The sequence below is a fragment of the Streptomyces sp. CA-142005 genome, assembly GCF_050942335.1.
Classification (GTDB): Bacteria; Actinomycetota; Actinomycetes; order Streptomycetales; family Streptomycetaceae; genus Streptomyces.
Genome location: NZ_CP192078.1, coordinates 5,731,817 through 5,744,250, shown reverse-complemented (window position 1 = coordinate 5,744,250; position 12,434 = coordinate 5,731,817). Strand labels below are relative to the sequence as shown.

General features: G+C 71.7%; 12 protein-coding genes and 1 pseudogene. 6 read left to right on the top strand and 7 right to left on the bottom strand.

Annotated features, from left to right (window positions below; genetic code table 11):
* Positions 1-81: 81 nt before the first annotated feature.
* From ACQPXS_RS26900 to ACQPXS_RS26885, 4 genes are all read right to left on the bottom strand, one after another.
* On the bottom strand, positions 82-837 hold the full coding sequence (locus tag ACQPXS_RS26900; RefSeq protein WP_356307753.1) for a hypothetical protein: 756 nt from the start codon (positions 835-837) through the stop codon (positions 82-84).
* The gene (locus ACQPXS_RS26895; RefSeq protein ID WP_433451827.1) at positions 824-2,449 is read right to left on the bottom strand and encodes a substrate-binding domain-containing protein; all 1,626 of its coding nucleotides are present in this window, start codon (positions 2,447-2,449) and stop codon (positions 824-826) included. Before ACQPXS_RS26895 ends, ACQPXS_RS26900 begins: the two co-directional genes overlap by 14 nt.
* A complete protein-coding gene (locus ACQPXS_RS26890; protein WP_433451826.1) occupies positions 2,446-3,561 on the bottom strand; it encodes a hypothetical protein in 1,116 nt (371 codons plus the stop codon). Before ACQPXS_RS26890 ends, ACQPXS_RS26895 begins: the two co-directional genes overlap by 4 nt.
* Before the next feature lie 283 nt (positions 3,562-3,844).
* Positions 3,845-4,177: an ArsR/SmtB family transcription factor gene (locus tag ACQPXS_RS26885; RefSeq protein WP_351802423.1), complete on the bottom strand. Its 333-nt coding sequence runs from the start codon at positions 4,175-4,177 to the stop codon at positions 3,845-3,847.
* Positions 4,178-4,299: 122 nt separating this feature from the next.
* On the opposite strand from ACQPXS_RS26885, the gene ACQPXS_RS26880 reads away from it, so the two are divergent.
* The 6 genes and pseudogenes from ACQPXS_RS26880 to ACQPXS_RS26855 all read left to right on the top strand — a co-directional run.
* Positions 4,300-5,274, top strand: coding sequence for a quinone oxidoreductase family protein (locus tag ACQPXS_RS26880; protein ID WP_433451824.1), 975 nt, complete (start codon positions 4,300-4,302; stop codon positions 5,272-5,274).
* 131 nt (positions 5,275-5,405) lie between these two features.
* Positions 5,406-6,101, top strand: coding sequence for a DUF6232 family protein (locus tag ACQPXS_RS26875; protein WP_433451823.1), 696 nt, complete (start codon positions 5,406-5,408; stop codon positions 6,099-6,101).
* Positions 6,098-6,448, top strand: coding sequence for a hypothetical protein (locus tag ACQPXS_RS26870; RefSeq protein WP_433451822.1), 351 nt, complete (start codon positions 6,098-6,100; stop codon positions 6,446-6,448). The genes ACQPXS_RS26875 and ACQPXS_RS26870 overlap by 4 nt, the downstream gene beginning before the upstream one ends.
* Before the next feature lie 612 nt (positions 6,449-7,060).
* Positions 7,061-7,510 (top strand): nucleoside deaminase, encoded by a 450-nt coding sequence (locus tag ACQPXS_RS26865; protein ID WP_433451821.1) that lies wholly within the window; start codon positions 7,061-7,063, stop codon positions 7,508-7,510.
* A complete protein-coding gene (locus ACQPXS_RS26860) occupies positions 7,491-8,468 on the top strand; it encodes an isopenicillin N synthase family dioxygenase (protein WP_433451820.1) in 978 nt (325 codons plus the stop codon). The genes ACQPXS_RS26865 and ACQPXS_RS26860 overlap by 20 nt, the downstream gene beginning before the upstream one ends.
* Before the next feature lie 79 nt (positions 8,469-8,547).
* Positions 8,548-9,003, top strand: a pseudogene (locus ACQPXS_RS26855) (hypothetical protein); the annotation flags it as partial.
* 126 nt (positions 9,004-9,129) lie between these two features.
* On the opposite strand, the gene ACQPXS_RS26850 reads toward ACQPXS_RS26855, so the two are convergent.
* Genes ACQPXS_RS26850 through resB form a run of 3 tightly spaced genes read right to left on the bottom strand, consistent with a single transcriptional unit; the run spans position 9,130 to position 12,432 of the window.
* Entirely contained in the window at positions 9,130-9,600 is a 471-nt protein-coding gene (locus ACQPXS_RS26850; protein ID WP_433451819.1) for a hypothetical protein, read from the bottom strand.
* Between the two features lie 25 nt (positions 9,601-9,625).
* Positions 9,626-10,708: a c-type cytochrome biogenesis protein CcsB gene (gene ccsB / locus ACQPXS_RS26845; RefSeq protein ID WP_356307773.1), complete on the bottom strand. Its 1,083-nt coding sequence runs from the start codon at positions 10,706-10,708 to the stop codon at positions 9,626-9,628.
* Positions 10,705-12,432: a cytochrome c biogenesis protein ResB gene (gene resB / locus ACQPXS_RS26840; RefSeq protein ID WP_433451817.1), complete on the bottom strand. Its 1,728-nt coding sequence runs from the start codon at positions 12,430-12,432 to the stop codon at positions 10,705-10,707. Before resB ends, ccsB begins: the two co-directional genes overlap by 4 nt.
* Between the last annotated feature and the right edge of the window lie 2 nt (positions 12,433-12,434).

Genomic DNA, 12,434 nt, shown 5'->3' with positions numbered 1-12,434 from the left:
TACGAACGGCCCCCCGTGCCGGTCCACGCGCCAGTGCGGGGCGCTGCCGATGGGCTCATCGGCGGTGCCGATACCCGCAGTTCACTGGAAGACGGCCACCGGGTACTGCAGCACGACCTCGCGGGTGTCGGGGCGCCAGGTCGTCACCTTGCCCAGGCAGTGGGCCTGGAACTGGCCCTCGGGCAACTGCCGGCCCGGGGGGCGCAGGCCGGCGGGGCGCAGCACGACCCGCAGGTGCGCGGACTGCTCGCCGTCTCCGTAGGGCGCCCGCATCACCAGGGTGTCGCCCTCGCTCTCCTGGGCCTCGAACCGGCCGGTGATCATGACGAACTCGCCGATCTCGCTGAGCACCACGTCGCTGGTGACCCCGGCCCGGAGGAGGGCGCCGTTCGGTCTGACCGTCGCCTTGTGCTGCCGCAGCCGCACCTGGGCGAGCCCGTCGCCCCGCTGCAGGACGGACAGCAGCAGGCCGATCACCTGTATCGGCTGGCTGTCCTCGACGTACTTGGCGACGATCTCGGTGGTCCTGTCCCCGGTGATCCGGAACATCAGGGACAGCACCGGAATCGCCGCCAGACAGCCGGTGTTGCGCACGTTGCGCTCCTCGACCTCCTTGCGCAGCGCCGACCGGTGGTTGCCCATCTTGAACACGTCCATGACCGCGTCGTTGTCCAGGTACAGCGGCAGGTAGTGGGAATCCTCGGGTGTCTTCCTCATCCGCACCACGGCCCGCCGTACGAAGAGCACGGCCAGCACGAGCAGGCCGGCGAAGGCCGCCAGCCACCACGTCATCGCGCCCCACCAGGCGCTCCACCAGGTGCCGTCAAGAACAGCCACGGATCTCCTTGAACGCGGTGGACAGGGACGAGTGACGGGCGTCGACCATGCGGCCGCCGGTCACCGAGGCGACCTGGCGCAGTTCGGCCGCGTCGGCGTCGCCGAAGTGGACGGGGTAGGTGTGCACGGCGCGGGCGTCGGCGGGCCGGGCCCGGTAGCGGCTGACGAAGGCCGCGCGGTCGATGCCCGCGTTGTTCTCGCCGTCGGTCATCAGCACGATGGCCACGGCCCGCCCCGGGTCCTCGCGCAGCGCCCGCTCGGCTGCGCCGTAGCCGTGGTCCAGGGCGGACCAGACGGCCGTCGAGCCGTCGTAGCCGCCACCCGCGACGAAGTCCGTGAGGGCCGTGAGGTCGGCGCCGCCGTGCACGGTGACCGTGCGCTCGTCCAGCGGGCGCCCGCCGAAGCGGATCACGGTCAGCCGCTCGCCCTGGTAGAAGCGCACGAACTTGCCCGTGGCGGAGGAGTCCGCCCCGCTGAGCCCCGCGAACGCGGCCCTGAGCGCGGTGGTCCGGGCGCCGCGCATGGAGGCGGAGAAGTCGAGCAGGAAGATCACCTGGTCGGCGGCGCGGCGCCGGGGGTCGCCGTAGTCGGCCAGCAGCCGGTCGAGGACGGCCGGGTCGTCCGGGAAGTACAGGGCGTTGTCCAGGGGCGCGGTGAGCCGGGGGTCGCGGGTCACCGCGGTGCTGACCGGGCGGCGCAGCGTCCGCCGCATGATCTCCCGCTGGTGGTCGGCGGCGGTCAGCCACTTCACCACGCGGTCGTAGGCGTCCCGGTGGCGCTGGTCGAGCAGGAGCAGCGGATAGTCGGACAGCACCATGCCGTCGGCGGGGTGGACGATCTGAAGGGGCTGCTTGAGGCGCCCGGAGGCGTTCAGGGCGAGCAGTTCGGACTCGTAGGTGATCAGCGCGTTGGTGCGGCCGGGGTGCTCGGCGAAGGCGTCCAGCAGGGCGTGGGAGCTCTCGGCGGTGAGGCTCTGCCCGGAGCGGAAGCCGCGCAGCCGGTCGCAGCTGACGTCCTGCGGGCGCAGCGCGCTGCCGGTGCCGGCCGCGGCGGTGGCGACGCCGACCAGCGCGGCGAGCCCGCTGTTGCTGTGCCGGGGGTCGGCCATGCCGAAGCGCATGGTGCCGGTGGCGGCGGCGTCGGCGAGGTCCGCCCAGGACACGCGTCCGCCGGGCGCCTTGGCGCGCAGCGTGCGGGCCACGTCCCCGGTGAGGCCGACGACGACCGGGGAGCGCATGATCGAGGTGCTCTGCACGGGGGTGGCCGGGTGGGTTCCGGCGGCGGCCTTCTTGGCCTTCAGCCGGAAGTAGCGGTCGGAGGAGAGCCAGGCCAGGTCGTAGGAGTGGCGGCCGGTCAGCAGGGTGTCGCTCGCGTCGTTGGTCGCCCGGTAGTCCAGGTCCAGGCGGACCCCGGTGTCCTGGCGGAGCCGGGTCAGCAGCGGTTCCATGTCGGTGAGTTCGTCGCTGGCCAGGACGTGCAGGGTGGTGTCGGGGCCGCCGCCCCCGCCGGAGCAGGAGACGAGCCCGCCCAGCGCGGCGAGCAGGACCAGGCAGAGGGCGGCGGGCAGGCCACGGGCCCGGCACAGGCCGGCCATCGGTGCGCGGGCGGTCATGGCGCCTCCTGGCCGGCCGCCGCCTCGGCCACCGGGTCGCAGTCGCCGACGATCTCGATCATCTTCTCCAGCAGGTCGAGCCGGGGCAGCACCGCCTTGGTGTCGTCGTCCGACAGGACGGGCGCCTGGATGTGGTGGTCGGTCAGGAACCGGGTCAGCGAGTCGCTGGTGGCGGAGGCGCCCTCGGCGTCCCGGACCCGGAAGCCGAGCTCCATCGCCCGCTTCTGCAGCGCCGGGTCCGTGCTGATCAGGTCGCCGAGCCGGGCGCCGTCCGGGGTGAGCGCGATGAGCTGCGGCTCGGTGATGAACCTCGCCGACGGGTAGAGCAGCACACGCTCGCTGTCGACGTGCCCGGTGCCGGCCCGGGTGGCGATCTGGTGGGCCAGGAACTGGTGCTCGTAGATCACCGCGATCGGCGAGATGCTCTTGCCCTCGGCGGACACGTACGTCTCGTTCTTCTCGGAGGACGGCATGCCCTGGTCGTTGAGGAGGAGCCTTATCTGCTCGGCGAACCGGGTCGCCTCGGCGGTGTCCTGCGGGATGTTGTCGTCGTTCCAGACGTAGGAGACGAGCCCCAGATAGGTGCCGGCGGAGTTGGCCTCGCAGATGTCGGAGGTCTGCGCGAGCACCTTGTTGCCGTTGTGGATGCCGTGCCGGTCGATGCCGATGCGGTGGCCGTCGCGGTCGGTGCCCAGGGCGTCCCAGCGACGGTTGTCGGCGGTCGCCTGCAGGAACTTCTTCATGTCGAGGGAGTAGTAGAGGGGCTTCGCGCCCGTGGGCACCCCCGGTAACGGGGTGGCGATTCCGGCGTCCTGCAGCGTCTCGGCGTACTCGCGGTAGGTGCCGAGCACGACCGGGCTGACGAACGGGCGGTACGTCGTGGCCGGGTGGCCCTCGGCCGCGCGCTTCCTGGTGATCAGGTCGGCGGCGGGCTGGCCGGAGGGGAAGACGACGTCGTAGCCGTCGTAGCTCTGGGCGGCGATCCCCCGCGAGCCCATGCGGGTGATGTGCACCCGGAAGCCGTGCCGGACGAGCAGCCGCTGGACCTCGGGATCCTCGAAGTAGTCGGCCTTCGAGGCCATCTTGGCCTCGATCGTGACGATGCGGGTCAAGGGCAGGCCGGCATGGCCCTGGGCGAGGACGACGACCGCGCAGGGCGGTGACGGCGGCGACGGCGCGCGGGAACCACCGGCGTGCCGTGGAGCCGCGCGTGGGCGCGACCGCCGGCTCCCCGACCCGCAGGCGGGGCTCGCCGGTCTGACGGGGTCTGTCGGTCTCGGCTCTGTCTGTGACCACCCGTGTCTCCTGCGTCAGCGGAGACAGGATCGTCCGCCGACCGGACGATGACCGAGGGAACGCTCAACTAACCACGGGAGAAAGTCATGTGAAGAACCATCAGGAAAAGTCGTCGGCACGCAGCACGAGGTCGAGCAGCCCCGGGAAGCGGGCGTCGAACTCGGTCCGGCGCAGACGGTTGACCCGCCGGGGCCCCTCGTCCCGCTGCTCCACCAGCCCGGCCCCGCGCAGCACCGCGAAGTGGTGGCTGAGGGCGGCCTTGCCGACCGGCACGTCGAAGCTGCCGCAACTGCGGGTCCACTCGCCGGACCCGGCCAGCTCCCTGACCAGGGTGAGGCGCACGGGGTCGGCGAGGGCGGCGAGCGCCGTGAGGACGGGCACCTCGTCGGGATGGGTGTGCTCCGGGGCGGCCCGGTGACTGCCGGTGGTCACGCCACGCTCCCCTCTTTCCGTCTCTTCCGCTTGCGCTTGCGCTTGCCGAGTGTTCGATGAAAACCATACACTCGCGAGTGTTCGCTTTTGATTGAACAGTCGAGTCGAGCCAGGGGTGTGGCATGCGCGCGGTGGAGTTCCAGGAGTACGGCGGTCCCGAGGTGCTGCGTCCGGTGACGGCCGAGGCGCCCCGGCCCGGCCCCGGGCAGGTGAGCATCGACGTGGCCTACACCGGCGTGAACTTCGCCGACCTCAAGGCCCGCGCGGAGGGCTACCGGGTGCCCGCGCTGCCGTACGTCCCCGGTCTGGAGGTCTCCGGCCGCGTCCGCGCGCTCGGCGCCGGCGTCACGGGCCTGGCCGTCGGCCAGGAGGTGGTCGCGCTCACCGAGGGCGGCGCGTACGCGGAGGTGGCGGTGGCCGAGGCGGCGACCGTCTTCCCGGTCCCCGCCGGCCTGGACCTGCGCACCGCCGCGACCCTGCCGACGGTCCTGCCCACGGCCTACGCCCTCGTCCACACCGTCGGCCGGCTCCAGCCCGGCGAGTCGGTCCTCGTCCAGGGCGCGGCCGGCGGGGTCGGCACGGCGGTCGGGCAGCTCGCCCGGGCGGCGGGCGCCGGGGCGGTGTACGGCGTGGTGTCCTCGGCCGCGAAGGCCGCCCACGCCAAGAGCCACGGCTACGACGAGGTGTTCGTCGGCGCCTTCCAGGAGCCGGTGCGCGAGGCGACCGGCGGGCGCGGCGCCGACCTGGTGCTGGACCCCGTCGGCGGCGACACCCTGCGCGCGGGGCTGGCCTCGCTGGCGGTCTTCGGGCGCCTGGTCTCCTACGGCAACGCGAGCGGGGCCGAGCCGTGGAGCGTGGGCCAGCCCGAGCTGTACCCGCTCGGCGTCTCGGTCTCCGGCTTCTCCATCCTGAATCTGGCCCGGACCGCGCCGGACGCGCTGCGCCGGCTGTCGGAGCGGGCGTTCGCTAAGGCGGTCGACGGCACGGTGAGCCTGCCGGTGACGGCCGAGTTCCCGCTCGCCCGGGCGGCGGAGGCGCACCGGCTGATGGGAGGACGGTCGAGCACGGGGAAGCTGCTGCTGCGGGTGACCGACTGACCCGCAGTCAACTGCCTGCTGCACTACGGCACTTCGCAGTCCATAACGACTTGCCATCCCCGTCGAGGGATGTTGTAAATGGTCGTCACTGAGTTGCGAGGGATCGCCTGACCTCTGGGGGACAGAAGCAGATGCAGCAAGGCCAGCCACCCGAGCGCCCGGCCCAGGATCCGCCGCCCGCACCGGCCCCACCGCCATCCGCGCCCACCGCGCCGCCCGCCGCGCACGCCACGGCACCGCTCATGCCGGACGTCCCGGCGCCGCCGGCGCATCCGACGCCGTCCAGGGTCGATCTCCGGGTCAGCAAGCGGATCCTGTGGATCGGGGCGGCGGTGTACCCGCTGGCGAACATCGCCCGCGTCTACACCTTCGTGATGCGCCCCAAGCGCAAGGAGGCGGTGCTGCGGTTCCTGCGGTACACCGCCGGGACGCTGATCGTCGGGTTCATCGCGATGCTGCCGAGCCTGCCGTCCCTCACGTTCGGAGGGGCCGAGGAGAACTCCGGCGCCGCCGGCTACGTCACCTTCATCTGGATCGTGGCCGTCTGCGCCGAGATCTACTTCTTCATCGACATGCTCGGCGTGCTGACCGCGGCCCCGCACCACGTCCTGGCGGTCGAGACCTCGGGCGCGTCGACCGCGCTGGTCACCAGCCGGCACGCGCAGTACCTGGACCAGGTCGTCGGCCAGATCTCGTACGCCATCGACCACCCGGACACGGAGTTCAAGGTCACGGTGGAGAGCCTCACCGTCTCGCCGAAGAACTACTACTTCGGCGACAACGTCAACATGTACGGCGGCAGCGGAAACGTGGGGATCGGCGCATGAGCGGCACGAACTACTACTACGGCGACAACGTCAACATGTACGGCGGCCAGGGCAACCAGGGCATCGTCAAGAACCAGGGCGCCGCGGCCGGGCAGCAGGACCCGGCCCTGGTCGCCGCCCTCGCCGAACTGCACCGCCTCATCGCCGAGTTGCGGGCACAGGTACCGACGCCCAGCGCCCAGCTCCTGGACGAGTCCCTGCCCGCCCTCAGCCCCGACGCCGCCGTGCCCGCGCAGGAGCGGCACCGGGCGCTGATGGCGATCGCCGGTATCGCCGCCACGGTCGGGGCCGTCGGCCAGCCGGTGGCGGAGGCGGTACGGGCGGTCATCGGGATGATCAGCGGCTAACGGCCACCCCTGGACCGGCTCTGCGAGGAGGCCGGGGCGGCGGCGAAGGGGCGAGCCCCATGGGGCGCTCCGCCATCACCGGGCGCGGGTCCGCTGGGGCTGGTCGGGCCCGCGCGGTGGAGCCGCAGACCGGTACCGCCCCGCGCCCCTCACGCAACTGCGGTCCCGCCAGCCGCGCCGTCCCGCCGCCGCTACGGACAGTCACGCCTCCCCGATGCCATACCCCCCAGCCCGGCCGGGGTGGGCGCGGCGGTGCCGTGTCGGCGCCGAGCGCGGGTCCGCCGGCGCTTGTCGGGCCCGCGCGACGGAGCCGCAGATCGAAACAGCCCCGCGCCCCTCACGGAACTGCGATGCCACCAGCCGCGCAGTCCCTCCGCCACTGCGGGCAGTCGCGCCTCCCCCCGGTGCCTGCCCCCAGGCCAGCCCGGGTGGGCGGCGGTGGTGCCCTGTCAGCGCCAGGCGCGGGCCCCTCCGGCTGGTCACGGCCGCTCGACGGAGCCGCAGACCGGTACCGCCCCGCGCCCCTCACGCGACTGCGGTGCCCTGGCAGCGTCGGTGAGCGCGCCTAGAGGCCCCGTTGCCCCGTCCTCGGCCGCCCAGCACAGTGAAGCCATGGATGAACGACAGGCCCGTGTCTGGCTCGGCACCGCTATGGAGGAGGCCCGCGCCGGGCGTGAGGAGGGTGGCATCCCCATCGGGGCCGCGCTCTACGCCGCCGACGGCACGTTGCTCGGCCGGGGCCGTAATCGCCGGGTGCAGGACGGCGACCCCTCGATGCACGCCGAGACGGCCGCGTTCCGCGCGGCGGGACGGCAGCGCACGTACCGTGGCACGACCATGGTCACCACCCTCTCCCCGTGCTGGTACTGCAGCGGCCTGGTCCGCCAGTTCGGCATCTCCAGGGTGGTGATCGGCGACGCCACCACCTTCCACGGCGGCCACGAGTGGCTGGCCGAGCACGGCGTGGAGATCCTGGTCCTGGAGGATCCCGAGTGCGTCGCGGTGATGCGCGCCTTCGTCGAGGACAACCCCGAGCTGTGGAATGAGGACATCGGTGACTGACGCGCGTGTTCCCACCATCGACCTGCGGCCCTGGCTGAACGGCGACGAGGAGACCCGCGCCGCCCTCGCTCGTACCGTCGACCGGGCGCTGCAGACCGCCGGGTTCCTGCTGGTCACCGGGCACGGCGTGGAGCCGGGGCTGCGGGCGGGGATCCGCCGGGCGGCGCGGGAGTTCTTTCTGCTGCCCGTCGAGGTCAAGCAGCGCTACGAGGCGAAGGTCGGCGGCCGGGGCTGGCTCGGGCCCGGTGCCGAGGCCAACGGGTACGCGGAGGGCACCGAGACCCCGCCCGACCTGAAGGAGTCGCTGACCTTCGCGACGGACGAGCCCTTCGGCGATCCCGTCGTCGACGCGGAGTGGTACGCACCCAACGTCTGGCCGGCCGAGGTGCCCGCGCTCCAGACCCTCTGCAAGGAGTACCTGGCCGAGATGGCCGCCCTGGAGAAGGAGCTGCTGACGCTGCTCGGATACGCGCTGGGGCTCGAACGCGACTTCTTCTCCCGGCACATGGACCATCCGACGTACGGCTTCAACATCAACTGGTATCCGGGCACGGACGTCGTCGGCGAGCCGCTGCCCGGGCAGTTCCGGATCGGCCCGCACACCGACTTCGGGACGGTGACCATCCTCGACCGGCAGGCCGGCAAGGGCGGCCTGCAGGTGTACACCGACGCCGGCGGCTGGGAGGACGCGCCGTACGACGCGGCCGCCTTCACCGTCAACGTCGGTGATCTGCTGTCCCGTTGGACCGGCGACCGGTGGCGTTCCGGGCGGCACCGGGTGCTGCCCCCGCCCGCCGACGCGCCCGCCGAGGAGCTGATGTCGCTCGTGTACTTCGGCGAGTGCACCCCGGGCACCCGCGTGGAGTCCGTGCCGGCGCCGGTGGGCCGGGTGGCGTACCCGCCGGTCGACTCGCATGTGTACCTGCGCGAGAAGCTGGACTCGATCACCATCGGGTGAGCCCCCGGGTGAACCGGATCCCGGCGCCTCACCGTCGGTTGTTCACTTCCGCGTTCGGCCTGCCACCCGTTCCGTTGAAATGAACCCGACGGGCATGTCCCGGCCGCGTCCCACGGCATTGCCTTCCAAGGGGGCCCGCACTCAGGGGCCCCCTTCTGCGATGGGAGACGCGTGCGAATCACTGACCCAGGAGTGGCACATCAGGACCGCCAGGTGCGTGCGGGAGGACGGACTGTTCGTGCCGACCTGGCTCGGCACCGCCTTCGACCTGCCGGGCCCGGTCGACCTCGGGGTGCTCCAGGAGGCGCTGCGCGCCTGGACGGTCCGGCACGAGACGCTGCGCAGCGGTTTCCGCTGGTCCGGTGACGAGCTGCGCCACTTCACCCTCGACGCCGCCGACGTGTCGCTGCAGCGCCGGGAGGCGGGCGACTTCCCGGACGCGGACGAGCTCGTCCGGCACCTCCAGGACCGTTTCGACACCGTCGTGGACGCGCTGCGCCGGCCGAACCTGACGGGCTGCACGAGGGACTGTGGCCGGCGAGCCGGTATCCGGACACGGACATGGCGGCGAAGAACCTGCGGCTCTACGTCGAGAGGCTGCGCGACCACATCGCCTCGGTGGCCCACGGCAGCCTGTCCGCGGTGTGCTGACCGCCGGCGCCTAGGTGAGCTGCCCGGGAAGGGGCACCGACGGCTCGGGGGGCTGCGGGGGCCGCCGCGCCGCGAGGCCCTGCGGGGACTCCAGGATTTCAATCAGGCGTTCGAATCTGGCGCGCCAGCGTGACTCCCCCGCCGCCTCGCCCTGGAACTCGTGGGTGAAGCGCAGCACGCTGCCGGTGTCGCCGCCCCGCTCCAGATGGAACCGGATCCGGCCGCCGCCCTCGACGGTGTACTCCGCGACCCGGTCCACGTCCCAGGCGGTGACCCGGCCGGAGCCCAGGTCACGCAGGGTGACCGCGCCGTCGAGGCGGGGCTGCAGAACGTCGACGGCGGTGCACCACGCCCCGAGTCCCTCGGGGGTGGCCACCGCCGGCCAGACGTCTTCCATGGGCCTCGGGAGCCGCACCAGGAAGTGGAGTATGTGCGTGTTCCCGTGGGTCTGGCTGGTGCCCTGTGCGATGGAACCGCTCATGACACCAGTGTGGGCGACCCGCGGCTCACACGCCCGCGTAGGAGTGCTTGCCGCTGACGAAGATGTTGACGCCGTAGTAGTTGAACAGCCAGCAGCCGAAGGCGATCATCGCCAGATAGGCGGCCTTGCGGCCCTTCCAGCCGGCCGTCGCGCGGGCGTGCAGGTAGCAGGCGTAGGCGACCCAGGTGATGAAGGACCAGGTCTCCTTCGGGTCCCAGTTCCAGTAGCGGCCCCAGGCGTCGCCGGCCCAGATCGCGCCCGCGATGATCGTGAACGTCCACAGCGGGAAGACGGCCGCGTTGACCCGGTAGGCGAACTTGTCCAGCGAGGCGGAGGCGGGCAGCCGCTCCAGGACCGAGGTGGCGAACGCGCCGGGCTTGCCGCCGGTCTGCAGCTTGGTCTCGTACGAGTCCTTGAACAGGTACAGGATCGTGGCGACCGCGCCGACGTAGAACACCGCGCCGCAGAAGATCGCGGTGGAGACGTGGATGTACAGCCAGTACGAGTGCAGCGCGGGAACCAGCTGGTCGCTCGCGGTGTACAGGACGGTGACGGCGAGACCGAGGTCGAGGAGGACCGTGGTGATCAGGAACAGCCCGAGCCAGCGCACGTTCTTCTTCAGCGCCAGCAGCGCGAGGTACACGCCGACGGCCACCGTGGAGAAGGTGATGTTGAACTCGTACATGTTGCCCCACGGCGCCCGCTGCACGGAGGCCGCGCGGGCGACGACGCCGCCCAGCTCCACCAGGAAGGCGAGCACGGTGAGCGAGATGGCGATCCGCCCGTAGAGGTCGCCCTGCGCGTCCCCGCCGTGCGCACCGGGCCCGTCCGGCACATCGCGGGCGCCGGAGGCCGAGCGCACGACGACCTTGGGCCGCTCCAGCACGGCGGTGCCCCCGGCCTTCTTGACGGTGACGGCGGGAGCCTTCGCGGAGGTCTCCGTGCGAGCCGTCAGCGCGGCGGCCGTGCGGGCCACCTTGCTGCGGCTGCCGAAGAGCCATTCGGCGATGTACGCGAAGAAGGCCAGGGTGTAGACGGCCATCGACGAGTAGATCAGCGTGTTGCTGATGCTCGCCAGGTGTTCGTTGGTGGCGGCGGCGAGAGTCACTGCTTCTCAGCCCCTTCGGCAGGTACGGCTTGAGGGTCGGGGGTGGTGGAAGGGTCGTCGTCGGGGTCGGGTGCCCCCGGCGCCTGGTCGTAGAGGATTCCGGCGAGGTCGCCCAGCTCCTCGGGCACCTTGGCGGACTCGCTGCGGCCGAGCCCGGCCATCTCGACGACCGTCACGCCGTCGGCGCCGCGCACCGCGCGCACCCACACCCGGCGCCGCTGGATGAACAGGGAGGCGGCCAGGCCGAAGATCGCGGCGAGGGCACCGCCGAGTGCCCAGCCGCTGCCGGGCTCCTGGACGATCTCGAAGCCGGCCCACTCCTTGATGTCCTTGTCGAAGGTGATGGACCCGGCGCCGTTCGGGAGGGTGAGCGTGTCGCCCGGCTGGAGAAGCTTCTTCAGCAGCTGGCCCTTGCCGTCCTTGAACGCCTTCATGTGCGTCTTGTCCAGCTGGTACACGCTCTGCGGGATGCCGGAGTTGACGCCCAGATCGCCGTGGTAGGCGTTCACCGCGAGCAGCGGGTTCACCAGCGCGGGGAACCGGGAGAGCATCGTGCCGCTCTTGGGGTCGAAGGTGGGCACGAAGAAGGCCTGGAAGCCGAGCTGTTCCTTCTGGCCCTGGGCGTTCTTGTAGCCGTCCATCACCTTGACGACACCGTTGGAGGTGACGTTCCCGTCGAGCGGCAGCAGCGGTACGGCGTCGTGGTAGACGACGTTGCCCTTGCCGTCGCGGACCGTGACGACCGGCGCGTAGCCGTGGCTGACGAGATAGACCTTGGCGTCGCCGATGTGCAGCGGCTGGTTGACCTTGATGGTGGTCGACTTCTGCTTGCCGTACGCACCCTCGGTGTAGTCGATCTTCGCCTGGTAGGTGCGCGGGGTGCCCTTGTTGGGGCCGCTGACCTCGTAGGTGCCCTTGAAGTCCTTCAGGTCGAAGCTGAACGGCACAAGGTCGTCGTTCTGGAACAGGCTGCCGGACTTGAAGTCGTCGTACATCGGCAGCGCGTTGGAGAAGCCGTCGCCCTCCACCATCAGCTTGGTGCCGTCCGACTTGTACAGCTGGCCGGAGGCGAAGGCGATCAGCAGCACGATCAGGGCGATGTGGAAGGCCAGGTTGCCCAGCTCGCGCACATAGCCCTTCTCGGCGGCGACGGCGTCACCGGCGATGTGGGCGCGGAAGCGGCGCTTCTTCAGCAGGGCGAGCGCGGCCTCGCGGACCTGCTCGGGCTCGGCGGTCGTGCGCCAGGTCGTGTAGGCGGGCAGCCGGGTCAGCCGCCTGGGGGCGCCCGGCGGCCGGCCGCGCAGCTGGCCGACGAACTGCCAGGTGCGCGGGACGATACAGCCGACGAGGGAGACGAACAGCAGGATGTAGATCGCGGAGAACCACACCGAGCTGTAGACGTGGAACAGGCCGAGCTTGTCGTAGATCGGCGCGAGCGTCTTGTGGGCCTTGCGGAAGTCGTCGACCTTGTTCAGGTCGGCGCCGGACTGCGGGATGAGCGAGCCGGGGATCGCACCGAGCGAGAGCAGCAGGAGCAGCAGCAGCGCGACCCGCATGGAGGTCAGCTGCCGCCAGAACCAGCGGGCCCAGCCGATGACGCCGAGACCGGGTGCGGCGGAGAGCTCCTCCGCAGGGGCGGTGGACAGCTGGGAGCCGGCCGCGCCGAGGTCCTCCCGGTCCTGGCTCGCCCGGTCCCGGCTCTTGTCGGTTTCGGTTGTGCTCATCG

Excerpts from the sequence above, each read along its gene's own strand:
- ACQPXS_RS26895 (WP_433451827.1), bottom strand. The coding sequence starts at position 2,449 with ATGACCGCCCGCGCACCGATGGCCGGCCTGTGCCGGGCCCGTGGCCTG.
- ACQPXS_RS26880 (WP_433451824.1), top strand. The coding sequence starts at position 4,300 with ATGCGCGCGGTGGAGTTCCAGGAGTACGGCGGTCCCGAGGTGCTGCGT.
- ACQPXS_RS26875 (WP_433451823.1), top strand. The coding sequence starts at position 5,406 with ATGCAGCAAGGCCAGCCACCCGAGCGCCCGGCCCAGGATCCGCCGCCC.
- ACQPXS_RS26870 (WP_433451822.1), top strand. The coding sequence starts at position 6,098 with ATGAGCGGCACGAACTACTACTACGGCGACAACGTCAACATGTACGGC.
- ACQPXS_RS26865 (WP_433451821.1), top strand. The coding sequence starts at position 7,061 with ATGGATGAACGACAGGCCCGTGTCTGGCTCGGCACCGCTATGGAGGAG.
- ACQPXS_RS26860 (WP_433451820.1), top strand. The coding sequence starts at position 7,491 with ATGAGGACATCGGTGACTGACGCGCGTGTTCCCACCATCGACCTGCGG.
- ACQPXS_RS26850 (WP_433451819.1), bottom strand. The coding sequence starts at position 9,600 with ATGAGCGGTTCCATCGCACAGGGCACCAGCCAGACCCACGGGAACACG.
- resB (WP_433451817.1), bottom strand. The coding sequence starts at position 12,432 with ATGAGCACAACCGAAACCGACAAGAGCCGGGACCGGGCGAGCCAGGAC.